This window comes from Georgenia sp. (assembly GCF_054605595.1).
Genome location: NZ_JBTSDU010000017.1, coordinates 8,220 through 33,918 on the forward strand (window position 1 = coordinate 8,220; position 25,699 = coordinate 33,918).

Sequence of the window (25,699 nt, forward strand, 5' to 3'; positions counted from 1 at the left end):
TCGCTTGGCGGAACGGTCGAAGGTCACGACCACGTGATCGGCGTGCTGGGTGATGATCATGGCATTCTCCTCTCTCACGCCGCCGGCGTGAGGGTTTCGGTGTGCAGCGGGGCGAAGCACTCCGCGGGCATCTGCTTGACATCGCGAACGATCGGACGGAAGTCGAGGAGGGTGAGCACGTCCCGCTCGACGTCGATGCCGGGGGCGACCTCGATGAGCTCCAGACCCTCGGGGGTCAGCTCGAACACGCACCGCTCGGTCACGTACAGCGCGCGTCGTCCCTGGGCGGCGGCGTAGGGCCCGGAGTAGGTGATCTCCTCGACCTCGGGGACGAACTTCGCCACCTGGCCCTCGTGGTCGATGACCAGGCGCGAGTCCTCGAGGTGCACGCGCAGGCCCTTGGCGGTGAACGCCCCGCAGAACACAGCGAGCCGGGCGTTCTGGCTGATGTCGACGAAGCCGCCCGGACCCATCACCTTCCCGCCGAACGCGGAGACGTTGACGTTGCCGACGCTGTCGGTCTGCGCCATGCCGAGGCACGTGACGTCGATGAGGCCGCCCGCGAAGATGTCGAACTGGACCGCTGAGCTGACGCGTGCGGACGGACCCGTGGACATGCCGAACAGGTCGCCGAGCTCGGGCTCGCCGTCGTAGAGGCCCTGCTCCACCGCGAGCTGGACGTCCTTGAGCCGGCCCTGCTCCCGCAGGATCTTGCCGACGTCGGCGCTCATGCCGAAGCCGAGGTTGAGCACGTCACCGGCCTTGACCTCCATCGCCGCACGCCGGGAGACGACGGCGCGGATCGGCTCGGTCACGCCCGAGGAGCCGACCTGCCGGGTGACATCGAGCGGGGCGAAGAGCACGGGGTCCTCCTCGCTGACGTAGGTCTGCGTCTGCTCCGGCGTGACCACGACGTAGTCCACCAGCGCGCTCGGGATGAAGACCTGGCGCGGATCGATCCTCTCGACCTGACGCTTGACCTGGACGATCACGATCCCGCCCGAGCCGCGCGCGGCCTGCGCGGCCTCGAGCGCGTCGAGGATCGCCGGCTCGGCGTCAGCGCCGATGTTTCCTTGGGCATCGGCCTCGGTGCCGCGCACCATGGCCACGTCGATCTTCACGGGCTTGTAGCGCAGGTACTCCTCACCGTCCAGGGTGAGCACCTCCACGACGTCCTCGGTGGCGCTCGCGTTGGCGCGGCAGCCCTTCTGGCGCGGGTCCGCGAACGTGTGCAATCCCGTACGGGTGATGTAGCCGGGGCGGTGGGCGCCGGTCTCGCGGTACAGGTGGGTGATCACACCGGCGGGCATGACGTAGGCGGCGATCTTCTCGTCGGCCGCGAGCTGCATCATCTTCTGCGACCAGGTCCAGTGACCGCCGAGGACACGCCGGACCATGCCCTCGTGGGCGAACCCGTTGACGCCGCGCGAGCCGCGGTCGCCGACGCCGAGGGCGTGGACGAGGCCCAGGTCGCGAGGCTCCGCGGTCGAGAGGAACCGCTCCTCGACCGCTGCGATCACGGCCGTCGGCTCGAGCATGCCGCCACCGTTCGCCGCGAGCGCGATCGAGTCGCCGTTGTTGATGTGCCTGACCGCTTCTGCCGCGGTCACAAACTGCGCCGTCATCGTCGACCTCCACCTAGTCCGGTTACATTCTCAATGTAACCGGTAACATCCGTGGGGGCCAAAGAGGTTGCCAGATGTTGTTCGCGGGGAGCAACCGACCGGCCGGCACGGGAGCAGTCAGGCGAGCTCCGCCGGGCGTACCCGCCGGCCCGTGGCAGCGGCCTCATAGATGGCACAGAGCAGCCGCACGGATCGTGCGGCGTCGTCGGCGTCGATCGCCGCCGCGCGGCCCTCCCGCAGGGCAGCGAGCACGTCGCGCCACTGGGCCAGGTGGCCCGTGAGTCCGATGGCTCCGGGGTCGGAGGCGCCGCCGGGCGCTGCCGTACCGCCCGTGGAGGGCTCCGGCACGTCGGCGACGTCCCACTGCAGGATCTCGTCCTGGCCCATCTGGACAGCGCCACCGGTCAGGTGCAGCGTGATGGTGGCGGGCCAGCCGGGCGGCGTCGCGGTCGAGACCACGATCGTCCCGAGGGCACCGGAGGTGAACCGCACGGTGGCGACCGTGGTGTTCTCGGCCTCCATCTCGCGCCCGAGCGTCGCGTACTGAGCGGAGACCTCCTCGACCTCGCCGCCCAGCCAGCGCAGCAGGTCGACGTTGTGCACACCCTGGTTCATGATCGAGCCCCCGCCGCCGGGCATGGTGGTGCGCCACGGGGCGGAGGCGTAGTAGTCGTCGTCGCGGTACCAGTGCACGTGGGTGTGGGCGAGACGCAGCTCTCCGAGCGCGCCCCGATCGATCAGCTCCTTGACCTTCTGGTGGGTGGGCTCGAACCGCCGCTGGGAGATCATCGACACCATCAGGCCCCGATCCTTCGCGAGCGCGGCGATCTGGTCGGCCTCGCGCACCGTCAGGGCGATCGGCTTCTCGGCCAGCACGTGGCGGCCCGCCTCGAGGGCGTCCAGGACGTTGCGGGCGTGATGCTCGGTGGGGGAGCACACGACGATGACGGCGACGTCGGGGTGGTCGATGACCTCTGCGGGGTTGAGCCGCACGGCGGTGCGCCAGCCGGCATCGGCGGCCGCCGCCGGGCTGCCGCCGCTGTAGGCGACGAGCTCGACCGCGGGGCGCAGCTCGTCCAGCACCCGGGCATGGGTCATCCCGATCGCACCGAGCCCGATGATGCCGATCCCGATGCTGCCTGATGTCGGAACCATGTCGTTGCTCCCTGATAAGGGTTTCGGTGCGCGGCCCGGCGTGAGGACTTCCGCGTCGGATGGCATGGAACTCCGACCATGGTCGACCTCGTCCGCGAAGGCCGGTGGGTGCAGAGCACGCCGCTGGTGGACGCACAAGCATGCCATGTCACACGATTAGACTCGGCTGTCATGGCACAAACACAGACGTTCTACGACGAGATCCTCGCGGACGAGGCCGAGCTCGTCTTCGATGCCTTCGGCTTGGAGGACAGTTGGCACCTGGGCGCTCAGATGCGGGCCGCGGCGGTCGAGCAAGAGCTCCCGATCGTCATCGGCATCGTCCTCGGCCGGCAGCACGTCTTCCGAGCGGCGCTGCCGGGTTCCAGCGCCGACAACGACGGCTGGCTCGCGCGGAAGACGGCAGTGGCGCTGCGGTACGGGCGCAGTTCGATGGGCGTCGGTGAACGGTTCCGGGAGCAGGGTCGCGACTTCGACACGGACAGCCGCTTGGACACCACGCAGTTCGCGGCGCACGGCGGCGTGTTCCCGGTCCAGGTGCGCGGGACGGGCGTCGTGGGTGCGGTCGGCGTCTCCGGCCTGCCGCAGAAGGACGACCACGCGTTCGTCGTCGGCCGGCTCCGCGCTTACCTGACCACGCGGCCCTGACCACGCGGCGCGGTTGGAGCGGTGCTCATCGGCAGCGGCGCATCATGACTCCGCCGGGCCGTGGGCGGTCACGACCGGGTGGGGGCGAAGCGACCGCCGGGTCGTCCACCCGGGCGGCCGCCGAGGCGTGGGAGTCGCTGTTCCGTACCCAGGTGGGCCTCATGCGCCGGTTCGAGGGCGACGGAGACTTCGCACCGCTGCGCTCGCGCGAGTACGACGTCCTCTTCACCCTCAGCCGGGCCCAGGAGCACCGCCTGCGCCTGCGTGACCTCAACGAGCAGGTCTTCATGAGCCAGCCCAGCCTGAGCCGCATGGTCGAGCGGCTCGAGCAGCGCGGACTGGTGCGGCGCACGCCGGCGCCCGACGACGCCCGCGGCACCGTGGTGACCCTGACCGCGGACGGCCTGGCGCTGCAGCGCCAGGTGGGCCGGCAGCACGTGCGGAGCATCGCCCGGTACGTGGGCGGCGCCCTCGACGACGACGAGCTGCGGACGCTCACGGAGCTCACGGCGAAGCTGCGGGCCTTCCGCGCCTGACGCACGGGTCGGGTGGAACTGCCCGCTCGGCACGGATGTGCTCCCGAGCCCCCGGATCGCGTAGTGTCTCCCCCTGGTGCGCCGGGAAGTCTGGTCGGCAGCGTTGTCGTCTACCCTCCGGAGCTCCCATGCCGCACCAGCAGCCCCACGAGCACCACCACCTCCCCACCGCCCGCCCGCGCCGCGGGCTCGCCGTCCGCCTCGCGGACGAGCGGTTCTCGGGCCTGCTGCTGCTCGCCGCCGCGGTGGCCGCGCTCGTCTGGGCGAACTTGCCGTGGCGCGAGACGTATCACGCCATCGCCGGGACCGTCCTGGGACCGGCGTCGCTGCACCTCGACCTGACCGTCTCGACGTGGGCCGCCGACGGCCTGCTCGCCGTGTTCTTCTTCGTGGTCGGGCTCGAGCTCAAGACGGAGTTCGTCACGGGATCGCTGCGCAGGCTCGACGAGGCGCTGCTCCCCATGCTCGCTGCCGTGTTCGGAATGGCCGGGCCTGCGCTCATCTACGCTGCCGTGCAGGTCGGCACCGCGTCCGGCGCGGGGCGGGGGTGGGCGATCCCGACCGCGACCGACATCGCCTTCGCCCTCGCCCTGCTGGGCATCTTCGGTCGCGGGCTCCCGCCCGCCCTGCGGGTCTTCCTCATGACGCTCGCCGTCGTGGACGACCTGCTCGCCATCACCGTCATCGCGATCTTCTACACCGAGGAGATCCACCTGCTGCCGCTCCTGGGCGCACTGGCCGCCGTCGCGTTCTTCGCGGTGCTCGTCCAGCGTCGCCTCGGCCGCTGGTGGCTCCTGGTCCCGCTCGCCCTGCTCGCCTGGGGCCTCATGCACGCCTCCGGGGTCCACGCCACCGTCGCCGGCGTGCTCATGGGCCTGAGCGTGCCGGCGCGGGTCCGCCACGGTGAGCGGGAGGCCATGACGCACCGGTTCGTCGAACGGATCCAGCCGTGGTCGGCCGGCGTCGTGCTCCCGGTCTTCGCGTTCTTCGCCGCGGGTGTCACCGTGGTCGACTCCGGGCTCGGTGAGGTCCTCGCCGATCCGGTCGCCATCGGCGTCATGGCCGGCCTCGTGCTCGGCAAGCCGCTCGGCATCTGGGCCGGTGTGGCGATCCTCGTCAAGACCACGCGCCTTCGGCTGGGCAACGGCGTGGACCTCCCCGACCTGCTCGGGGTCTCCATGCTCGCGGGCATCGGCTTCACCGTCTCGCTGCTCATCGCGGACCTGTCCTTCGGTGGCACCCCCGAGGGGGACCCCGCGAAGCTCGCCGTGATCCTCGGCTCCCTGATCTCCGCGCTGCTCGGCGGCGTGACGCTCCGACGGCGCGCCAAGGTCCGGCGGCGTGGGCACCCGCGCGCCGCCCGCCCGGCACTGGGCGCGGGCGGTCGCAGTGCCCGACGTCGTGGGACCGGGGCGCCCGGGCGGTGAGGGGGCTGCGCCCAGGGGTGTGCGGGCCTGCACATCCGGGGGTGGGAGAGCGGTCCGGGCAGAACGGTCGCCACCGCGCTGAGATAGCCTGATGCCATGACGGCCGTGGTGCTCCTGAGCCCGCCGCGGTGATCACGCCGGGTCGCCCGGCGCCGCAGCAGCGCGGTCCACCTCCCTGCCGGGGAGGTCTTCTCATGTCAGGACCAGGAACCACCCATGCAGAGCAGGCGAGGAAAGACACCCATGAGCACGTACGAGCAGGTCGGTGCCGGCACGGCGGGCGGCGACGAGGTCACCGGTCACCGGTACACCGCGGCCCTGGCCGGGCGGATCGAGCGGGCCTGGCAGGACCGCTGGGAGGAGCGCGGCACCTTCCACGCCGTCAACCCCACCGGTGACCTCGCCGCCGCCGGCGAGGTGCCCGCCGAGAAGTTCTACCTGCTCGACATGTTCCCCTACCCCTCGGGCAAGGGACTCCACGTGGGGCACCCGCTGGGATACATCGCCACCGACGTCGTCGGCCGTTACCAGCGGATGAAGGGCAAGAACGTCCTGCACGCCCTGGGCTACGACGCGTTCGGCCTGCCCGCCGAGCAGTACGCCGTGCAGACGGGCCAGCACCCTCGGGTCACCACCGAGGAGAACATCGCCAACATGCGCACGCAGCTGCGCCGCCTCGGCCTCGGGCACGACGACCGCCGCACGTTCGCCACCACGGACCCGGAGTTCATGCGCTGGACGCAGTGGATCTTCCTGCAGATCTTCAACTCCTTCTACGACGCCGACGCCGCCCGCGGGGCGGGCGGCCGCGGTCGGGCCCGCCCGATCGCCGAGCTCGAGGCCGAGCTCGCGTCCGGCGCGCGTCCCACCCCGGACGGGCGCCCCTGGGCCGATCTCGGCCCCGCCGAGCGGCGCCGCATCCTCGACGACCACCGTCTCGCCTACATCTCCGAGTCCCCGGTGAACTGGTGCCCGGGCCTGGGCACGGTGCTGGCCAACGAGGAGGTCACCGCCGAGGGGCGCTCCGAGCGCGGGAACTTCCCCGTCTTCCGGCGGAACCTGCGCCAGTGGATGCTGCGCATCACCGCCTACGCCGACCGGCTCGCCGACGACCTCGACACGATCGACTGGCCCGAGAAGGTGCGCTCGATGCAGCGCAACTGGATCGGCCGCTCCACCGGCGCCCGCGTCGACTTCACGGTCCCCGGCGTGGCGGAGCCGCTCACCGTCTTCACGACCCGCCCGGACACCCTCTTCGGCGCGACGTTCATGGTGGTCTCCCCCGAGCACCCCATCCTCACCGACGGCGCCGTGCCGGCTGCGTGGCCGGACGGCACCAAGGACGTGTGGACCGGCGGCGCCGCCACCCCGGCCGACGCCGTCGCCGCCTACCAGCGGGCGGCCGCCGAGAAGACCGAGGCGGAACGCCAGGACGCCGACCGTGCCAAGACGGGTGTGTTCACCGGCATCTACGCCACGAACCCCGTCAACGGCGGCGCCGTCCCGCTGTTCGCCGCCGACTACGTGCTCATGGGCTACGGCACCGGCGCGATCATGGCCGTCCCCGGCGGGGACGACCGCGACTTCGCGTTCGCCCAGGCCTACGACCTGCCCGTCATCCACACCGTTCAGCCGCCCGAGGGGTTCGAGGGCGGGGCGTACACGGGCGACGGCGTGACCATCAACTCGGCCAACGCGGAGATCTCCCTCGACGGTCTCGGGGTGGCCGAGGCCAAGGCGGCCATGACGTCCTGGCTCGAGGCCGCCGGGGTCGGCCGCCGCGCGACGACGTACCGCCTGCGCGACTGGCTCTTCTCCCGCCAGCGCTACTGGGGCGAGCCGTTCCCTGTCGTCTACGACGAGGACGGCCAGGTGCACGCCCTGCCCGAGTCGATGCTCCCGGTGGACCTGCCCGAGGTGCCCGACTACTCCCCGCGCACGTTCGACCCGGACGACGCCCAGTCCTCCCCGGAGCCGCCGCTGGGCCGGGTGCCGCAGTGGGTGGAGGTCGAGCTGGACCTCGGGGACGGCCTCCGGACCTACCGCCGCGAGACGAACACGATGCCCAACTGGGCCGGCTCCTCCTGGTACGAGCTGCGCTACCTCGACCCGCACAACACCGGTGCACTCGTCGACCCCGAGAACGAGCGCTACTGGATGGGCCCGCGCCCCGCCACCACCACGCCCGACGGCGGCGCGGTGCCCGCCGACGTCTCCGGCGGCGCGGACCTGTACGTGGGCGGCGTCGAGCACGCCGTGCTGCACCTGCTCTACGCCCGGTTCTGGCACAAGGTCCTCTTCGACCTCGGGCACGTCTCCAGCTCCGAGCCGTTCCACAAGCTCTTCAACCAGGGGTACATCCAGGCCTACGCCTACGCCGATACCCGCGGCCAGTACGTGCCGGCCGACGAGGTCGTCGAGGTCACGGACGGCGCCGGCGGCGGCGCGGGCGAGCCGACCTACACCTGGCACGGCGAACCGGTCTTCCGCGAGTACGGGAAGATGGGCAAGTCGCTCAAGAACATCGTCACGCCCGACGACATGTACGAGAGCTACGGCGCCGACACCTTCCGCGTCTACGAGATGTCCATGGGGCCGCTCGACGTCTCCCGCCCGTGGGACACCCGCGCCGTCGTCGGCTCCCAGCGGTTCCTGCAGCGGCTGTGGCGCAACGTCGTCGACGAGCACACGGGGGAGACGACCGTCGTCGACACCCCCGTCGACGGCGCGACCCGCAAGCTCGTGGCCCGCACCGCGCACGAGGTCGAGACCGAGATGTCGGCGATGCGGGTCAACACCGCCATCGCGCGCATGATCGTGCTCAACAACCACCTCACCTCGCTCGGGCAGGTCCCGCGCGAGGCGATCGAGGCGCTCGTGCTCATGGTCGCCCCGGTGGCCCCGCACATCGCCGAGGAGCTGTGGTCCCGCCTCGGGCACGCCGAGTCCCTCGCCCGCCAGGCCTTCCCGACGGCGGACCCGGCCCTCCTCGCCGAGGAGACGGTCACCTGCGTCGTGCAGGTGGCGGGCAAGGTCCGCGACCGGCTGGAGGTGCCGGCCGACATCGGGGAGGATGAGCTGCGCGAGCGCGCCCTCACATCGCCCGCGGTGCTGCGCGTGCTCGGTGACCGGGGCGTGCGCAAGGTCATCGTGCGGGTCCCCGGCCTGGTGAACGTCGTCCCCGGGGCCTGATCCGCCCCTCCGGCCGAGCCGCTCCGGCGGTGGTGCGCCGTCCATCGCGGGCGGCGCACCCTCCGCCGAGGTCCGCTCGCCCGGCGCCACGCGGGCGCGTGGGGATTTCACACGCCCGGTCCGTGTCCGTTAGGGTGCGGCGGCAAGAGCAGGGAGCGGCCGCCCGCGATGAGGAGTGGTGGTCGGTGCCCTCCGAATGTCGACGACGACAGATGGGACAGACATGAACTCCGTCATCCTTGCCATCGTCGGGGTCGCGATGGTCGTGCTGGGGTACGTCCTGTACTCCAAGTACCTGGCCAACCGCGTCTACCGACTCGACCCCGCCTATGCCACCCCCGCCCACGAGCTCAGGGACGGTGTGGATTACGTCCCCACCAACAAGTACGTGCTGTGGGGTCACCACTTCACCTCCGTGGCCGGCGCCGCCCCCATCGTGGGCCCCGCGGTCGCGGTCATCTGGGGCTGGCTCCCCGCGTTCCTGTGGGTGACGATCGGCACGGTCTTCTTCGCCGGGATGCACGACCTCGGTTCGCTGTGGGCCTCCGTGCGCAACCGGGGCCGCTCCATGGGCATGCTCTCGGGCCGCTACATCGGGGTGCGCGGGCGCAACCTCTTCCTCGTCGTGATCTTCCTGCTCCTGCTCATGGTCAACGCGGCGTTCGCGGTCGTCATCTCCAACCTCCTCGTCGCGACGCCGACGGCGGTGATCCCCGTCTGGGGTGCGATCCTCGTCGCGCTCCTGATCGGGCAGGCCATCTACCGCTTCCGAATGAAACTGGCCGTCGTCTCCGTGGTCGGGGTCGTGGCCCTGTATGCCCTGATCCTCGTCGGTGACCGGGTGCCCGTCGTGCTGCCGGAGACGATCCTCGGCCTGTCGGACAACGCCTTCTGGATCGTGGTCCTCTTCCTCTACGCCGGCGTCGCCTCCGTGCTGCCCGTGTGGATGCTGCTCCAGCCGCGCGACTACATCAACGGCCTGCAGCTGTTCATCGGCCTCGCCCTTCTCTACGGCGCCGTACTCCTCGCCGCGCCCACGATCGTGGCACCTGCCTTCAACACCAACGTGCCCGAGGGCACCCCGAGCATGGTGCCGCTGCTGTTCGTGACCATCGCCTGCGGCGCCATCTCCGGCTTCCACGGCATGGTCTCCTCCGGCACCACCGCCAAGCAGCTCGACAAGGAGACCGACGCCCGCTTCGTCGGCTACTTCGGGGCGGTCGGGGAGGGGCTGCTCGCGCTCGGCGCCATCATCGCCGCGACGGCCGGCTACCGGTCCCTCGCCGACTGGGAGGCCGTCTACAGCGCCTTCAACCAGGGCGGGGTGACCGCCTTCGTCGAGGGCGGCGGCGCCATCATGAACGCCGGGCTCGGCATCTCGCCGTCCCTGAGCGCCACGATCCTGGCGACGATGGCCGTGCTGTTCGCCGCGACCACGATGGACACCGGCGTGCGGCTGCAGCGGTTCGTCGTCCAGGAGGCCGCCGAGCTCGCCGGGTTCCGGGTCGGCACGGTGGTGTCCACCCTCATCGCCCTGGCCGTGGCGATGGGGCTGGCGTTCGGTGCCGGGGCCGACGGCGCGGGCGGCATGGTGATCTGGCCGCTGTTCGGAACCACCAACCAGATCCTCGCCGGGCTGACGCTCTCGATCGTGGCCGTCATGCTGATGCGCCAGGGCCGCCCCGTGCTGCCTGCACTCGTGCCACTCGTCTTCGTGCTGGTGATGTCCGTCTTCGCGCTGGTGGTGCAGATGGGCACCTTCTACGGCGACGGCAACTGGTTGCTGCTCGTGCTGGACGTGATCATCCTCGTCGCCGCCCTGTGGGTGATCGTCGAGGCCACCATCGCGATGGGCCGGGCCCGTCGTGAGCCGGCGATGGAGGAGGACGACATGCTCGCGGAGACCGAGCGCCGGTGAGTCTGCGGGACGTGCAGGCCCGCCTCGCGGCGGGCCTGCACGAGTTCTACGTCGCGCCCTACCGGCGCACCTTCGCACGCGCCCGGCGCGACGAGGACGACCTCTTCACCATGATCGTCCTCGCCGAGGCGCTCGGCGTGCCCAACCCGGTGAGCTACTACACCGCCGAGCTGCTGCCGGTCGTGTACGACCGCTTCCACGACTGGCACCTGCGGATGGGCTTGGACCGATCACCCCTGGAGGGCTACTCGTGCTGCTGAGCCTCGTCGCCGAGCGGCGCGTGCTGTTCGTCGGCGGCAAGGGAGGGGTCGGCAAGACCTCCGTCGCCTCCGCGGTCGGTCTCGCCCAGGCGCGGGCCGGGCGCCGGGTCCTGGTGGTCTCCACCGACCCTGCGCACAACCTCGGCCACCTCTGGCAGCGTGCCGTCGGCGACCGCGTGACCGCGCTCGCCCAGGGGGTCGACGGGCTCGAGATCGACCCGGCCCGGACCACCGAGGAGCACCTCGCCGCGGTGCGCTCGACCGTGCGCCGCCTCATGCCGCCGCATCTGGCCGGCGAGGTCGACCGCCACCTCGACCTCGCCCGCGACGCCCCCGGAACGCACGAGGCCGCGATCCTCGAGCGCATCGCCGAGACGGTCGAGCATGCCCTGGTCGATTACGACCTCGTGGTCTTCGACACCGCACCGTCGGGCCACACCGCCCGGCTGATGTCGCTGCCCGAGACGATGGCCGCCTGGACGGACGGGCTGCTGCGCCGCCAGGAGCGGTCCGAGCGCTTCGGAGCGGCGCTGCGCGCGTTCGGCCCCGACGACGACGGCGCCGCCGCACTGCTCGGTGCCGGGCGGGCCGCCCGGGACCCACGGGCCGAGCGGGACCAGGAGATCCGGCGGATCCTGCTGCGCCGGCGGGACCGGTTCGAGGGTCTGCGCTCGGTGCTGCGCGACGCCGCACGGACGTCCTTCGTCATCGTGCTCGCCGCGGAGCGGCTGCCGGTGCTGGAGAGCGTGGAGCTGCACGGCCGGCTCGTCGGGGCCGGTGTGCACGTGGGCGCCCTGGTGGTGAACAAGCGGTCGCCGCTCGACGCCGGCGCCCTGCTCGCGGAACGGCACCGGTTGGAGCGGGCGCACCTGACGTACCTGCGCACGCAGCTTCCCCAGGTGCCGCTGGTCGAGGTACCGCTGGTGCCGGGTGAGATCGTCGGGGAGTCGGCGCTCGATCGGTTCGGTGCCGTCCTTGCCACGTCGTCGCCCGCCGCGGGGTAACGCTCCCGGCGCGGTCCTCGCCGCCCGGCCGGTCCCGTGGGTGAGCGATCCGTGGACAGATGCGCGGCGGACGCCGCGATGGGCCACAGTGAGGGGGTGGCACCGAGCGTGGGGAGCAAGTGATGGAGACCGTGTCGACGCCGTTCGAGGCGACCCTGCGGCGTGCGGAGCTCGACGGCGAGCCGACCTGGGTGCTCACGCACCCCGACGGTGCGCGGCTCGTGGTGGCGGAGACCGGCGCCACGGTGCTGGCGTGGCAGGCCCCCGGGGCCGACGGCACGCTCGTGGACCTGCTCGACGGATACCGTTCGGCGGCCGAGCTCGTCGCCCAGGACGGCTACCGCAGCGCCGTCCTGGTGCCGTGGTCGAACCGGGTGCGGGACGCCCGCTACACCTTCGCCGGCGTCACGCACGAGCTGGCGCCGGACGAGAGGGTCCTGGTGGGGGCGGACGGCCGGGACGTGGGGATGCACGGGCTGCTGACGTCGGTGCGGTGGACCCGCTCCGCCGTCGAGGTGCGGGACTCCGACCGGGCGATCCGGCTCGAGGCGGCCATCACCCCCGAGACCAACCCGGGCTACCCGTTCTCACTCCAGGTCACCGCCACGTACTCCCTGGGTATCGGCGCCGAGGGAGAGGCGCGGCTGGGGCTCGAGCTCGAGGCCACCAACGTCGGCGCCGGGCCGGCGCCCGTGACGCTCGGCTGGCACCCCTACCTGCGGCTGCCCGGCCATGACACGATCGACGACCTCGAGCTCACCGTCCCCGCCCGCTCCCGCGTGCTGACCGACGCCGCACTCATCCCGCTGGCCGGCGAGCAGGCGTTCTCGGGCGTCACCGCCCCCGTGCGGATGCCGCTCGGGGGCGTGGCCCTCGACGACGCGTACACCGATCTCGTCCCCGACGACGACGGCGTGGTCACCACCGTGCTGCGCTCCCCGCGGACCGGGGAGTCCCTCACCGTGGAGCAGGAGCCGTTCCAGAGCCAGGTCGTGCACGTCTATACGGGCGACTCGCTCGAACGTGAACCCCGCGCGTCCGTGGCCGTCGAGCCGTGTCAGGCGCTCACGAACGCGTTCAACCGGCCCGGCAGCGCGGCCGTCGTGGTGCTCGCGCCGAGCGAGAGCCGACAACTCGTCAGCGACATCGTCTACCGCCACCGCCACCGCCACCACTGAGGACCCGCCCCCGCTCATCCCCGGGCATCGACCTCCCGGACGAGCCGGACGAGCAGGGTGTGCAGCTGCGCCGCCTCGTCGGTGGTGAGTGCGGCGGCGATGACGCGCTCGGCCGCCGTGGGGTCGTCGAGCTCGCCGAGCGCGGTACGGCCGGCCGCGGTGAGGGCGACGACGTGGCGCCGTCGGTCGGCGGTGTGACGCTCGCGCCGCACGTACCCCGTGCGCTCCAGACCAGTGAGCATGCGGCTCGTGGTCTGCTCGGTGACCCCGAGCACGCGCGCGATCTCGCGCTGGGACCGGGCGCCTCCGGCGAGCACCGCCAGGACGGGCATGGACGCGTGGGTGAGGGACCACCGGCCGAGGTGGGCGTCCCACGCGCGTTCGACCCGGCGGGCGGCGGCCGAGAGCAACCGGCCCGTCGGCCACTCCTCCGGTGGGACCCCGACCCCCGGACCCGGCGCCGCGCCGGGTTGCTCGTGCTCACTCATCGCGGTCATCCTGCCAGTCCTCCCTGCACCCACGCGCCGCGCCGGTCGACGGCGCCGGACTTGTGCCCCCCCGCGTCCGTCCCCCACCATTGCTCAGTACGCTAAGTATTAGCCCCTCGCCCCGCCTGGAGCCCGCCCGTGACGCACGACCGGTCCACCCCGCCCCGACGGCACCCCACCCGTTCCGCGCTGCTGCGGGCAGCGATCGTGACGGCCACCCTGCTCGCCTGGCTCGTCGTGGGCGGCCTCGGAGGCATGGCCCAGGGCACCTTGTCCCAGGTGCAGGAGAACGACCAGGCGGTGTTCCTGCCCGCCGGCGCCGAGTCGACCCGGGCCGCCGAGGCCGCCCGGGCGTTCACCGACTCCACGACGCTACCCGCCCTCCTCGTCGCCACCAGTGCCGAGGGTGGGGCGCTGACCCGCGCGCAGGTCGCAGCGGTGCAGGCGCTGGCCGCGGCGATCCCAGGCCTCGAGCTGCCCGGTGGCACCACCCTCGGGGACTCGCTCACCGTACCGGTGGCCGCCGTGCCCTCCGCGGACGGGCAGGCCGTGCTCGTGCCCGTCGCGCTCGACGGCGAGGTGGCGAACGAGCTCGTCGGCGAGAAGGAGGAACGCCTCGTCACCGTCGTCGTCGACGAGCTGCGCGCCCTCGCCGCCGACCAGCTGCCGGGAGCCGGCCTGGAGGTGTGGGTGACCGGTCCGGCCGGGTTCGTTGCCGACCTCGTCGCCGCGTTCGGGGGAATCGACGGCATCCTGCTCGGCGTCGCCCTCGTCGTCGTGCTCGTCATCCTGGTGGCCGTCTACCGCTCGCCGTCGTTGCCGTTCACGGTCCTGCTGACCTCCGTCTTCGCGCTCAGCCTGGCCGCCCTCGTCATCAAGCCGCTGGCCGGCGCCGGTGTGCTGCTGCTCAACGGCCAGAGCCAGGGCATCCTCTCGATCCTCGTCATCGGCGCCGCCACCGACTACTCCCTACTCCTCGTGGCCCGCTACCGCGAGGAGCTCTTCCGGTACGCGCACCCCGCCGACGCCATGCGCGTGGCGTGGCGGGCCTCGGTCGGGCCGATCCTCGCCAGCGCCGGTACCGTCATCATCGCCCTGCTGGCCTTGCTGCTCTCCGACCTCGGGTCGAACTCCAGCCTCGGGCCCGTGGCCGCCATCGGGATCGCGTCCTCGGTCCTCGCCGCGCTGACCCTGCTGCCGGCCGTGCTCCTCGTGGCGGGTCGCCGGTCGCGCTACGTCTTCTGGCCGCGGATGCCCCGCTACGACCACCCCGCCGGCCGCCACGAGGCCGGCGCGGTGGCCGCCGCCGGCGGCGTCGCCCGGGTGGGCCGGTGGGAACGGCTCGCCGGGTTCGTCACGAGCCACGCCCGCCCGGTCTGGATGATCACGGCCGTCGTGCTGCTCGGCGCCGTCGCCTTCGTGCCGACGCTGCGGGCGGAGGGCACGAGCGAGTCGGACGTCTTCCTCAGCGACGTCGAGGCCGTCACGGGCGAGGAGGTCCTCGGCCGGCACTTCGACGTCGGGCAGGTCCAGCCCGTCGTCGTCATCACCGGCGAGGACGGCGCCGCGGACGTCCGGGCGGCGGCCGAGGGCGTCGACGGTGTGCTCTCCGCGACGATGCTGACCGCCGGTGCCGGTGCACCGTCCGAGACCCCCGGCCCGCCCTTGGTGGTCGACGGCCGGGTGCAGATCCAGGTGGTCACCGAGGCCGCCGCCGAGACGCAGGCAGCGCTGATCACCGTCTCCGACGTGCGCGCGGCCGTGCACGACGTCGCCCCCGACGCGCTCGTCGGCGGCGCGGCAGCGGAACGGCTGGACACCCAGGAGATCGCCGCGCGGGACCTGCGCACCATCGTCCCGGTGGTGCTGCTCGTCATCCTCGTCATGCTCATGCTGTTGCTGCGGGCCGTCGTGGCGCCGCTGCTGCTGCTTGCGGTGAACGTGCTGTCCTTCGCCGCCACCCTGGGACTGGCCGCGCTCGTCTTCAACCACGTGCTCGACATGCCGGGCGCCGACGCCACCGTGCCACTGTACGGGTTCGTCTTCCTCGTGGCACTCGGCATCGACTACTCGATCTTCCTCATGACCCGGGTGCGGGAGGAGTCCCTCACCCACGGCACCCGGGAGGGCGTGCGGCGCGGCCTGGCCGTGACCGGCGGGGTCATCACCTCCGCCGGGCTGGTGCTCGCCGCGACCTTCAGCGCCCTGGCGGTCATCCCGCTGCTCTTCCTCGTCCAGCTGGCCTTCATCGTGGCGGTCGGCGTCCTCATCGACACCTTCGTGGTGCGCACGCTCCTCGTACCCGGTCTCGTGCACGACGTGGGCCGGACGGCGTGGTGGCCGTGGCAGCGGCGCGTCCCGCGCGACCCGCCGGCGCTCGAGGCGCCGGTCGATGCGGGAGCGGCGGGCGCCGCCGACGCCGACGACGCGTCCGGTGGCGACCCGTCGACGGCCCACCGACGCTGAACCGAGGAGCCACCTCGGAGGCCGGGACCGGGGCCGGTGAGCGGCCGCTCACCGCCGTCGGCGGGTCCCGAAGATCGTCCGCGTGATCTCTCGGCCGAGCTGGGTGCCGACGGAGCGCAGGAACGCGTCGAGGGGGTCACTGGTGCGCGTCCGACGGGTCCGTCCGGCGGACGCCCGGGCGCGGGTCTCGTCCCGGTCGATCTCCGCCTGGAGCTTCTCGAGATCGCGTGCTCGCTGCCGGGCCTCCGTGTCCGCTGCCCGCTGCTCCGTCCGGCGGATCCGCTCCGCCCGTTCGTGCGCCGCCGCGGCCTGCGCCGCAGCGTCCTGCTGGGCGACGCGCGTGGTGAGCAGCTCGTGGGCGGACTCCCGGTCGACGGGGTTCGCGTACCGCGCCGCGAGCGGGGAGGCCGCGACGACCTGCTCGAGCACGGCGGCCGGTGCCGGGGCCATCGAGGCCCGTGGTGCGCGGATGCGCGTGGGGGAGACCGGCGTCGGACGGCCCTTCTCGTCGAGTGCGGTGACCACCGCCTCGCCGGTGCCGAGCGACGTCAGGACCTTCTCGAGGTCGTACTCGGAGGTGGGGAACGTGCGCACCGTCGCGCGCAACGCGTCGGCGTCCCTCGGGGTGAACGCGCGCAGGGCGTGCTGGACGCGGGTGCCGAGCTGGGCGAGGACGTCGGCGGGCACGTCCTGCGGGGTCTGGGTGACGAAGAAGATACCGACGCCCTTGGAGCGGATGAGGCGCACGGTCTGGATCACCTGGGTGAGGAACTCCGGGGAGGCGTCGGTGAAGAGCAGGTGCGCCTCGTCGAAGAAGAACACGAGCTCGGGCTTGTCGAGGTCGCCGACCTCCGGCAGGGATGCGAACAGCTCGGCGAGCAGCCACATGACGAACGTCGAGAAGAGCGTGGGCCGGTCCTGCAGGTCGGGGAGCTGGAGGGCGGAGATCACGCCGCGACCGTCCGGGGTCGTGCGGAGCAGGTCGCTCGTCTCGAACGCCGGCTCGCCGAAGAACACCTCCGCGCCCTGGGCCTGCAGCGCGGAGATCTCCCGGAGGATCACCCCCGCGGTCGCGGTGGAGATGCCTCCGATGCCCGCGAGCTCGGGCTTGCCGTGCTCGCTGGTGAGGTAGCCCACCGTCGCACGCAGGTCCTTGAGGTCGAGCAGGGAGAGCCCCTGTGAGTCGGCCCAGTGGAAGATCAGCTGCAGGCTGGACTCCTGCGTCCCGTTCAGGCCGAGCACCTTGCTCAGCAGCAGCGGTCCGAAGTCGGTGACGGTGGTCCGGATCGGGATCCCGGTACCGACCCCGCCCAACGAGAGCAGCTCGACCGGGTAGGACGTCGGCGACCAGTCCTGTCCGATGCCGCGGGTGCGTGTGAGCAGCCCCTCGCTCGGCGTGCCCGGCACGGTGAGGCCCGTGAGATCGCCCTTGATGTCGGTGACGAAGACGGGCACGCCGGCGGTGGAGAGCTCCTCGGCCATGACCTGGAGCGTGCGCGTCTTGCCCGTGCCGGTGGCCCCGGCGACCAGACCGTGCCGGTTGAGCATGGCGATGGAGAGTCCGACCTGGGCCCCGGGGTCCGGGGTCCCGCCGTCGCCGACGAGCGCTCCGACGGGGAGCGTCGCCGGTGACGCCATCGCCGGGTCGGCCGCCGCCAGGGCGGCGTCGAGCGCGGCGGCCGCTGCCGCGGCCTCGGCGCGAAGCCGCGCGATCTCAGGGACAGCGGTGGGAGTCTCGTCGGCCATGACCGGATCGTATGGGGAGATGCCCGTCGGGACAGCCCCCGGGGAGGCCAGGGCCTGCGGGTGTCGCAAACCCATCCACCCATCCACCTGGCCGGCCGACGCCGCTGATGCCACCGCGTCCACAGCCCCGGGGCCGAGGTGGCCACGATCGCTGCGGCGCCGCCTAGGTTCCCTGGCGTGAGCACCCGTCGCACGGTCCGGAACGCACGCCTGAGGGCGCTCACCCGCGCCGCCTACACGGCCACCGCAGGCCATCTCGAGATCGATCCGGAGGAGGAGTCCGGCCGCGCGCCGCGCCGATGGTCCGTCTCTGCGCGTGCGGCGATCGGCGCGGCCGTCATCGTCCTCCTCGTGGGGGTGGCGCTCGCCCTGCGTGCCTGGGCCGGGGCACCCGCCGTGCCGACCCCGCTGCCACCGCCCGGGGAGCTCGAACCGAGCGTCGGTGCGTCGGCGCCGTCCGGGGAGCCGGCGGGTCCCGCGGACGAGCCGTCCACCGCCCCGGACGGGCCAGCCGACCCGTCCGGGGCGATGCCCCCGGACGCGACGCCCTCGGGGCCGACGACGGGCGGCGGGCCGTCCGCCACGACCGTGGTGGTGCACGTGGCCGGCGCGGTCCGCCACCCCGGGTTGGTGGAGCTGCGTGCGGGCGCCCGGGTCGCCGACGCCGTCGAGGCGGCCGGCGGGGCCACCGACGACGCCGAGGTCGCGGCGGTCAACCTGGCCCGGCTCCTCGTCGACGCCGAGCAGGTCTACCTGCCGCGGGTGGGGGAGAGCCCGCTCGGCGGTGCAGGGGCCGCCGGAGCGGCGCCCGGAGGAGGCACGGGCGGTGAGGCCGCAGGCGGTGCGGCGGGCGCCGACGGCCCGGTGGATCTCAACACGGCGGGGCGGGTGGAGCTCGACGCGCTGCCCGGCGTCGGGCCGGTCCTCGCCGAGCGCATCCTCGCGTGGCGCGACCTCAACGGGCCCTTCACCTCGGTCGAGGACCTCGACGCCGTCTCCGGTATCGGGCCGGCCATGATGGAGCGGCTCCGTGACCTGGTGACGACATGACCGATCCGCCGGCCGCTGGAGGGTCTGGGGTGAGCGTCGCCGAGGGGACACCGGCAGGGGTCCATCCCGTGGCTGTCGACGCCCGGCTCGTCCCGTCCGCGACGGTGGCATGGGTGGGTGCGTTCGTCGCCGTGACACAGCAGGCCGGCATGGTGCTGGTGGCCGCGTTCGTCGTCGCTGCCCTCGCGGCGATCACGGCCGCCGAACTGCTGCGCGAGCGGCGGCACGCCAGCGCCGTCGCCCGCACCCGCCGGCGACACCGGGGCGTCAACCGCTCCCCGCCCGCGGCCGCGGGCCTGCTCGCCCTGGCTGTCCTCCTCGCCGTGCTCGCCTCCACCGCCGCGCAGCTGCACGCGCGCGGCACGGGACTGCTGGCCGAGGTCGCCGCCCGGGGTGGCAGCGCCGTCCTCGTCGCGGACGTGGCCGCGGAACCGCGCCCGGTGCCGCCGCGCGAGTGGGACACCACGGAGCGTTTCCGAGTCGTCCTGACCACGACCGAGGTCGCCGCCCGGGGCAGCCGGGGCGCCGCGGTCGGGGATGTCGTCCTCGTCGGCCCGGCGGCGTGGGGCGACCTCGCCCTGGGCGAGCAGGTCAGCGTCCGTGCGACGCTGACACCGACCAGGGCGGGAGACGGAGCCGTCGCGCTCGCGTTCACCGACCGACCACCGGAGATCACCGGCGCACCCGGCGGGCACCTCGCTGTCGTCAACCACGTGCGCCGGTCGCTGCGCGATCTCACCGCCGACTTCAGCCCCCAGGCCAGGGGGCTCGTGCCCGGTATCGCGGTCGGTGACGACCGCGCGCTGTCGCCGGAGCTGGCCGAGGCGATGCGGGCCACCTCGCTCACCCACCTGACCGCCGTCTCCGGCGCGCACATCGCGATCCTGCTGGGGCTGGTCGTGGTGGCGACGTCGTGGCTGCCGCGCCGCGGGCAGGTGGTCGTGGGCGCCGTGGCGCTGGGCGCCTTCGTCACGCTGGTGCGCCCCGAGGCCTCGGTGCTGCGCTCGGCGGTGATGGGAGCAGTGGTGCTCGCCGCCCTCCTGCTGGGCCGTCCGGCCCGGGCGCTGCCGGCACTCTGCCTGGCCGTCGCGGCGCTCCTGGTCCTCGACCCCTGGCTCGCCCGGTCCTACGGCTTCACGCTCTCGGTGCTCGCGACGGCGGGGCTCGTGCTGCTGGCGCGGCCGTGGCGGCGGTGGCTCTCCCAGGTGCTGCCCCGCTGGCTCGCCACCGCCGTCGCGATCCCCGCGGCCGCCCAGGCGGTGTGCGGCCCGGTCATCGTGCTGCTGGAGCCCGTGGTCGCCACCTATGCCGTGCCCGCGAACATCCTCGCGGCGCCGGCCGTACCACCGGCCACGGTGCTCGGGGTGGCCGCCGCGCTCCTCGCGCCGGTGTGGCCCGCCGGGGCACAGGTACCCGCCGTGCTCGCCGCGGGGAGCACGTGGTGGATCGCGCAGGTGGCCGAGCGGTTCGCGGCCCTGCCCAGCGCCCGGCTGCCGTGGGCGTCCGGCCTGCTTGGGGCCGTCCTGCTGGGGGTGGCGACCGCCGTCCTGGTGGTCGTGCTCGCCCGGACCGACCCTCGGCGGGTGCGTCGCGTGGCCCCGGTGGCGCTCCTCACGGTGGTGCTCGTGCTCGGCGCACGCGAGGTCGTGGCCCCGCGCGGCGGCTGGTGGGGCGGGCCGTGGCCACCGCCCGGCTGGGTCGCCATCCAGTGCGACGTCGGGCAGGGCTCGGCGTTCGTCCTGCGCGACGGTGCCCGCACCGTCATGGTCGACGTCGGCCCGCCCGCCGGGGGCGCGGACCGGTGCCTGCGCACGGCGGGGATCGACCGGCTCGACCTGCTGGTGCTCACGCACGCCCACGCCGACCACGTCGGTGGGCTGGCCGAGGTGCTCGAGGTCGCCGACGTCGGGACGGTGCTGCTGGGCCCGGGCGAGCTCCCGGCGTCGGCGGTGCGCGGCGTCGAGGAGGCGCTCGCGCGCGCGGACGTCGAGCTGCACCGGCCGGTGGTCGGCCATCCGTGGGCCGCGGGAGACCTCGGCGGCCTGACCTGGCAGGTGCTGTGGCCTACGGCGGAGGTGGTCCCGCGGCTCGCGGGGGCGGACGGCGTGAACGACCTCTCCCTCGCGGTGCGGCTGCGGACGCCCAGCGTCAGCGTGCTGGCGCTGGGTGACGTCGAGCTCGCGGGGCAGGCGGGGCTGCTGCGCCGGCTGCGGGAGGCGGGTGCGCCGGGCAGGGCGGAGAGAGCCGGCGTCGACGTCGTGCTCGTCGCGCACCACGGCTCGCCCGTGCAGGACCCGGCGCTCGCCGTGCGCCTCGACACCCGGCTCGCTCTCGTCAGCGTCGGTGCGGACAACGACTACGGGCACCCGGCGTCGGGGACGTTGGCGCTCTATGGCGGTACCGGCGCGGTGGTGCTGCGCACCGACCGCTGCGGCGCCATCGCGGTGGTCGAGACGCCCGCGGGGCTCGGTACGGTGTCCGGCTGCCCGCCGTGACGGGCGGGACCGGCGGGCTCGGCGCGGTGCGGGGAGCCCGCCGTGGGTGCTCGCCGTGGTGGGCGACGTCGGACCACGTCCGCGGTGCGTGGCAGGCTTGGGCACATGCCTGCCCCCCGTCGTCGCCCCGCCGCCTCCGGTCCCGGCTGGGACCAGGTCGAGCTGGCCCCGGTCGTGCTCGTCCGCGGGACCGAGGGCCTGCTCGCGGACCGGGCCGTCACCCGGCTGCTCGACCAGGCTCGCGCGGCGGACCCCGCGGTCGAGATCACCAGGCTGGAGGCGGCGGCGTACGAGCACGGTCAGCTCGAGATGGTGGCCAGCCCGTCGCTTTTCGGGGAGCGCCGGTGCGCCGTCGTCGAGGGCGCCGAGGCGATGACCGACGAGTTCTTGACGGACGGGCTCGCCTACCTCGAGGCGGTGCCCGACGACGTCTGGCTCGTGATCCGCCACAACGGGGGGACCCGCGGGAAGAAGCTGCTCGACGCCGTCGCCGCGGCGGGCTTCCCGGTGGTCTCGTGTGACCCGGTCAAGAGCGAGAGCGACAAGGCCGACTTCGTCCGCGCCGACTTCAGACGGGCGGGGCGGCGAATCGACCCCGCGGCCGTGCAGGCTCTCGTCGAGGCCGTCGGCAGCGACCTGCGCGAGCTCGGGGCGGCGACGTCACAGCTCGTGGCTGACACGTCCGGCACCGTGACCAGCGACGTCGTGCTGCGCTACTACGGGGGGAGGGTCGAGGCGACCGGCTTCCGGGTGGCCGACGCGGCCGTCGCCGGCCACGCGGGTGAGGCGGTGACGCTGCTGCGCCATGCGGTCGCGACCGGCACCGGCCCGGTCCCGGTGGTGGCGGCGCTCGCGGTGAAGCTGCGCACGCTCGCGAAGGTGGCGGCCACGCGGGGGAGGGCGGGTGTGTCGGCGGGGGATCTGGGGCTCGCACCCTGGCAGATCGATCGGGCGCGCCGCGAGCTGTCCGGATGGACCCCCGAGGGGCTGGCCGCGGCGATCGGTGCCGTGGCCGCGGCGGATGCCGAGGTCAAGGGACAGGGACGCGACCCGGTCTTCGCCGTCGAGCGTGCCGTGCTGCGGGTGGCGGGCGCCCGCAGCCGGTAGGGCCGCCGACACCAGGGAACGACGAAGGACCGCGGCGAGTCAGCTCGGTGGGGGTGAGACCGAGAAGTTCCCGCATCCCGCGAACAGGGACATGAGCCCGGCATGGCCGTCATGCCACGAGTGGTGCGCGCGCGCTCCTGGCATCGGTGCGCCGACCGGCACACCTCCGGGACGGCCGGTCAGCCAGGGATGGCCCACCGGCGACGGGAGGTGCGCTGCGGGGCGCTATGCTCGACTTGAGCACTATCGCTCGGCCGAGGTGCCGCTCACGGGCCCGCAGATGCCGCACGCCGACCGAGCGCGCGCCCTCGGACCCAGGACCAGCCCTCGGACCGAGCACGAGCCCGCAGGTCACGCACCGGAGAGAGGACGCCATGACGCAGGAATCGGCCGACCCCGTCACGGTCGGCGCGCCGTTGACGCGCAGCGACCGTCTCGACGACCTGGCCTTCACGCGCGAGCACGGCCGTCTCGTGGTCGGCTCCGGCATCGGATGGGCGCTCGACGCGATGGACGTCGGCCTGATCTCTTTCGTCATGGCGGCGCTCGCCGTGCAGTGGCAGCTCGAGGACACCACGCTGAGCCTGATCGGCTCGATCGGCTTCGTCGGCATGGCCCTCGGTGCCACGCTCGGCGGCCTGCTCGCAGACCGGTTCGGCCGACGTAACATCTTCGCGGTCACCCTCCTGGCCTACGGGCTGGCGACCGGCGCAGCCGCACTCTCGGTCTCGGTCGGGATGCTGGTGGCGCTGCGCTTCGTCGTCGGGCTGGGGCTCGGCTCCGAGCTCCCCGTGGCCTCGACCCTGGTGAGCGAGTATGCACCGACCCGGATCCGGGGGCGGGTCGTCGTCATCCTCGAGGCCTTCTGGGCGGTCGGTTGGCTCGCCGCGGCACTGGTGGGGTACTTCGTCGTCGCCGGTTCGGACAACGGATGGCGCTGGGCGCTCGCGCTGGGTGCGATCCCGGCCCTGTACGCGCTCTACGTGCGGCGGTCGATCCCCGAGTCGGTGCGCTTCCTGGAGACCAAGGGTCGGCACACCGCGGCCGAGGCCGCCGTCCGCCGGTTCGAGAGCTCCCCACCGATGTTCGGGGGGCACCGGACCGCGACCGGTGCGACGCCGGGCACGGGTGCGGTCTCCGCCGGCGCGCCCGGCGGTGCACCGGACACGGGTGCGGACGCAGCCCGCCCCGCCAGGACCGCTGAGCCCGCCCCGCGGGGCGTCGCGAGCCTGTGGACCACCCCGCTGCGCACCCGCACGCTCGGGCTCTGGCTCGTGTGGTTCTTCGTCAACTTCGCCTACTACGGCGCGTTCACGTGGCTGCCCACGCTGCTGGTCGCCGACGGGATGAGCCTGGTCCGGTCCTTCGGGTACACGGTCATCATCACCTCGGCCCAGCTCCCGGGGTACGCGGTGGCTGCCTACCTGATCGAGAAGTGGGGGCGGCGTCCCACGCTGTCCACCTTCCTGGTGGGCGCCGCGGGCGCGGCGGGCCTCTTCGCGATCGCGTCCACCCCGGCCGGCGTGATCGTCGCGGGTTGCCTGCTCTCCTTCTTCTCCCTCGGCGCCTGGGGTGCGCTCTACGCCGTCACGCCGGAGATGTACCCCACCGCAATCCGTGGCACGGGGGCGGGCTGGGCCGCCGGCGTGGGCCGTATCGCCTCGATCCTCGCCCCGCTGGCGGTGCCCGTGCTCAACCGGGCCGGCGACATCTGGCTGGTCTTCGTGGTCTTCGCCGTGGCGTTCGTGATCGCAGCGGCGGCGGCGCTGATGCTCAAGGAGCAGAAGGGTCGCGCGTTGGAGAGCTGAGCCGGGGCCCCGGCCGTCCCGTGGGGCAGGTGGCCCGCTTCGTCCACCGAGGCTTCCGGGCGGCGCATCCCGGTGCGGCGCCCGTGCGCACCCTGCCCGAGCCCCGATCCTTCAGCGCGACGGCCGCGTGGTCGAGGCCCGGCAAGGTCGGGGCCGGGCACGATCCGGTGCGGACGACAACGGCGCCGCACCCGGGAGGGTGCGGCGCCGTTGTCGTTGCGAGGTCGCCTCAGAGAGTGGCGACCTGCTTCGCGAGCTTCGACTTGCGGTTCGCGGCCTGGTTGGCGTGGATGACGCCCTTGCTCACGGCCTTGTCGAGCTTGCGCCCGGCCACCTTGAGCGCGTCGGACGCGGTCTCCTTGTCACCGGTCACGATGGCCTCGCGGACGCGACGCACGTGCGTGCGCAGCTCGGCCTTGACGGCCTTGTTGCGCAGGCGCGCCTTCTCGTTGGTGCGGATGCGCTTGATCTGGGACTTGATGTTCGCCACGTGTGGACTCTCTCGTACGGTCGCCGGAGCGATCTGTCAACGGTCGGTGAGGGATGTGCCGCGACCGGGACTGGGGCGTGGGGGTACCTCGTGGTTGGTCGGTGGCCGGGCCGCCGCCGACCCGGCAGCAACCCAAGGGAAAACCCTACCATCCGGGCGCCTGGGCGGACATTTCCCATGGACGTGAGGGGCGTCTCGCCGCGACGGCCAGGTTGCCGGCTGTGTCGTTGTCAGCGGTGGTGGGCCCGTAGCGCGTCGGCGACCTCGTCGTAGCGTTCCCGGGCGAGTGCCGCGCCCTGACGCCGCACATCGGCGGGATCGACCCGGAGCAGACGGTCCACCCGGACCTCGCTGGGACGGCCGCGTGAGTCCCACGCGCCGACCCCCACGTCGATCCAGGACCGGCCGTGGCGGGCCTCATCGTCCATGTCCCGGTCGTGGTCCTTCGACGTCATCTGCGCGACGACGAGCCCGCTGCCGGCCCGCGCCAGCACGAGCACGGGGCGGTCCTTGCCGCGCGTGGTGTCCTCCTCGTAGGGCACCCACGTCCACACGACCTCACCGGGATCCGGCTGGTCGTCGTGCACGGGCTCGTACGTCAGCGGCGGCAGACCGAGCCGGGCGACGTCGTACTCGACCGTCGTGCCGGCGTGCGCACCGCCGGGCGAGCGGGTGCCCGGTGCCGGGCGGGCGTCGGCAGGCGAGCGGATGTCGCCACGGGAACGCGGGCCGGGCCGCGTGGTCGTGGGTCGGCGCCGCAACCGGTCGGCGGCGACTGTCCCGGCGGCGACGCTCGCGAGCCGCAGGACACGGCGCAGCAGGTTGTCCGTGCGGAAAGGGTACTGGGGCTCGCCGGGGCGTCAGCTCGTCAGCAGGAGCACGGCCGTGATGATCCACCCCAGGACGGACAGCGGCACCGCGGCCAGCGTGCCCACCAGTGCGGTGATGGTCACGCGGAGGTCGTCGCGCAGGTAGGGCGCGTGCACCGGCCCGCCGGCGGCGACGAGCGCAGCACGCTGCGCCGCCTCGACCCGCGGCAGGAAGCGTGCCGTGCGCAGCGTCCCCTCCGCCATCGCGGCGCTCATCGCGGAGCGCTCGTCCCGGCG

General features: G+C 73.4%; 20 protein-coding genes. 13 read left to right on the forward strand and 7 right to left on the reverse strand.

The window, feature by feature from the left end:
* Window positions 1-74: 74 nt before the first annotated feature.
* Both ACYC1Z_RS03990 and ACYC1Z_RS03995 read right to left on the reverse strand, forming a co-directional pair.
* Window positions 75-1,625: an acyl CoA:acetate/3-ketoacid CoA transferase gene (locus ACYC1Z_RS03990; RefSeq protein ID WP_461408244.1), complete on the reverse strand. Its 1,551-nt coding sequence runs from the start codon at window positions 1,623-1,625 to the stop codon at window positions 75-77.
* Between the two features lie 117 nt (window positions 1,626-1,742).
* Window positions 1,743-2,780, reverse strand: coding sequence for a Gfo/Idh/MocA family protein (locus ACYC1Z_RS03995; RefSeq protein ID WP_461408245.1), 1,038 nt, complete (start codon window positions 2,778-2,780; stop codon window positions 1,743-1,745).
* Between the two features lie 171 nt (window positions 2,781-2,951).
* Between ACYC1Z_RS03995 and ACYC1Z_RS04000 the strand changes: the two genes are divergently transcribed.
* From ACYC1Z_RS04000 to ACYC1Z_RS04035, 8 genes are all read left to right on the forward strand, one after another.
* The gene (locus ACYC1Z_RS04000; protein WP_461408246.1) at window positions 2,952-3,428 is read left to right on the forward strand and encodes a heme-degrading domain-containing protein; all 477 of its coding nucleotides are present in this window, start codon (window positions 2,952-2,954) and stop codon (window positions 3,426-3,428) included.
* A gap of 161 nt (window positions 3,429-3,589) precedes the next feature.
* The gene (locus tag ACYC1Z_RS04005; RefSeq protein WP_461408247.1) at window positions 3,590-3,964 is read left to right on the forward strand and encodes a MarR family winged helix-turn-helix transcriptional regulator; all 375 of its coding nucleotides are present in this window, start codon (window positions 3,590-3,592) and stop codon (window positions 3,962-3,964) included.
* Between the two features lie 128 nt (window positions 3,965-4,092).
* Window positions 4,093-5,391 carry a Na+/H+ antiporter NhaA gene (gene nhaA / locus ACYC1Z_RS04010; RefSeq protein WP_461408248.1) on the forward strand — a complete coding sequence of 433 codons (1,299 nt, stop codon included), beginning with the start codon at window positions 4,093-4,095 and terminating at the stop codon, window positions 5,389-5,391.
* A 243-nt stretch (window positions 5,392-5,634) separates the two neighbouring features.
* Window positions 5,635-8,583, forward strand: coding sequence for a leucine--tRNA ligase (gene leuS / locus ACYC1Z_RS04015; RefSeq protein WP_461408249.1), 2,949 nt, complete (start codon window positions 5,635-5,637; stop codon window positions 8,581-8,583).
* A 223-nt stretch (window positions 8,584-8,806) separates the two neighbouring features.
* Window positions 8,807-10,501, forward strand: a complete 1,695-nt coding sequence (locus ACYC1Z_RS04020) for a carbon starvation CstA family protein (RefSeq protein ID WP_461408250.1) — start codon at window positions 8,807-8,809, stop codon at window positions 10,499-10,501.
* On the forward strand, window positions 10,498-10,761 hold the full coding sequence (locus ACYC1Z_RS04025; protein ID WP_461408251.1) for a cory-CC-star protein: 264 nt from the start codon (window positions 10,498-10,500) through the stop codon (window positions 10,759-10,761). Before ACYC1Z_RS04020 ends, ACYC1Z_RS04025 begins: the two co-directional genes overlap by 4 nt.
* Complete coding sequence (locus ACYC1Z_RS04030) at window positions 10,752-11,765, forward strand: ArsA family ATPase (RefSeq protein WP_461408252.1); 1,014 nt, start codon at window positions 10,752-10,754, stop codon at window positions 11,763-11,765. The genes ACYC1Z_RS04025 and ACYC1Z_RS04030 overlap by 10 nt, the downstream gene beginning before the upstream one ends.
* Before the next feature lie 122 nt (window positions 11,766-11,887).
* Window positions 11,888-12,943 (forward strand): aldose epimerase family protein, encoded by a 1,056-nt coding sequence (locus ACYC1Z_RS04035; RefSeq protein WP_461408253.1) that lies wholly within the window; start codon window positions 11,888-11,890, stop codon window positions 12,941-12,943.
* A 14-nt stretch (window positions 12,944-12,957) separates the two neighbouring features.
* Here ACYC1Z_RS04035 and ACYC1Z_RS04040 read toward each other — a convergent pair whose 3' ends face one another.
* A complete protein-coding gene (locus ACYC1Z_RS04040; protein ID WP_461408254.1) occupies window positions 12,958-13,431 on the reverse strand; it encodes a MarR family winged helix-turn-helix transcriptional regulator in 474 nt (157 codons plus the stop codon).
* 255 nt (window positions 13,432-13,686) lie between these two features.
* Between ACYC1Z_RS04040 and ACYC1Z_RS04045 the strand changes: the two genes are divergently transcribed.
* A complete protein-coding gene (locus tag ACYC1Z_RS04045; RefSeq protein ID WP_461408264.1) occupies window positions 13,687-15,897 on the forward strand; it encodes an MMPL family transporter in 2,211 nt (736 codons plus the stop codon).
* Between the two features lie 48 nt (window positions 15,898-15,945).
* Here the strand turns inward: ACYC1Z_RS04045 and ACYC1Z_RS04050 are convergent, their stop codons facing one another.
* Complete coding sequence (locus tag ACYC1Z_RS04050) at window positions 15,946-17,643, reverse strand: helicase HerA-like domain-containing protein (RefSeq protein ID WP_461408255.1); 1,698 nt, start codon at window positions 17,641-17,643, stop codon at window positions 15,946-15,948.
* A gap of 177 nt (window positions 17,644-17,820) precedes the next feature.
* Between ACYC1Z_RS04050 and ACYC1Z_RS04055 the strand changes: the two genes are divergently transcribed.
* From ACYC1Z_RS04055 to ACYC1Z_RS04070, 4 genes are all read left to right on the forward strand, one after another.
* Entirely contained in the window at window positions 17,821-18,693 is an 873-nt protein-coding gene (locus ACYC1Z_RS04055) for a helix-hairpin-helix domain-containing protein (protein WP_461408256.1), read from the forward strand.
* A gap of 29 nt (window positions 18,694-18,722) precedes the next feature.
* The gene (locus ACYC1Z_RS04060; RefSeq protein WP_461408257.1) at window positions 18,723-21,188 is read left to right on the forward strand and encodes a ComEC/Rec2 family competence protein; all 2,466 of its coding nucleotides are present in this window, start codon (window positions 18,723-18,725) and stop codon (window positions 21,186-21,188) included.
* A gap of 105 nt (window positions 21,189-21,293) precedes the next feature.
* Window positions 21,294-22,295 (forward strand): DNA polymerase III subunit delta, encoded by a 1,002-nt coding sequence (holA, locus tag ACYC1Z_RS04065; RefSeq protein ID WP_461408258.1) that lies wholly within the window; start codon window positions 21,294-21,296, stop codon window positions 22,293-22,295.
* 374 nt (window positions 22,296-22,669) lie between these two features.
* Window positions 22,670-24,103 carry an MFS transporter gene (locus ACYC1Z_RS04070; protein WP_461408259.1) on the forward strand — a complete coding sequence of 478 codons (1,434 nt, stop codon included), beginning with the start codon at window positions 22,670-22,672 and terminating at the stop codon, window positions 24,101-24,103.
* A 229-nt stretch (window positions 24,104-24,332) separates the two neighbouring features.
* On the opposite strand, the gene rpsT is transcribed toward ACYC1Z_RS04070, so the two are convergent.
* From rpsT to ACYC1Z_RS04085, 3 genes are all read right to left on the reverse strand, one after another.
* Entirely contained in the window at window positions 24,333-24,593 is a 261-nt protein-coding gene (gene rpsT / locus ACYC1Z_RS04075) for a 30S ribosomal protein S20 (RefSeq protein ID WP_461408260.1), read from the reverse strand.
* Between the two features lie 230 nt (window positions 24,594-24,823).
* A complete protein-coding gene (locus tag ACYC1Z_RS04080) occupies window positions 24,824-25,354 on the reverse strand; it encodes a type II toxin-antitoxin system PemK/MazF family toxin (RefSeq protein ID WP_461408261.1) in 531 nt (176 codons plus the stop codon).
* 99 nt (window positions 25,355-25,453) lie between these two features.
* On the reverse strand, window positions 25,454-25,699 hold a 246-nt coding region (locus tag ACYC1Z_RS04085; RefSeq protein ID WP_461408262.1), incomplete at its 5' end, for a hypothetical protein.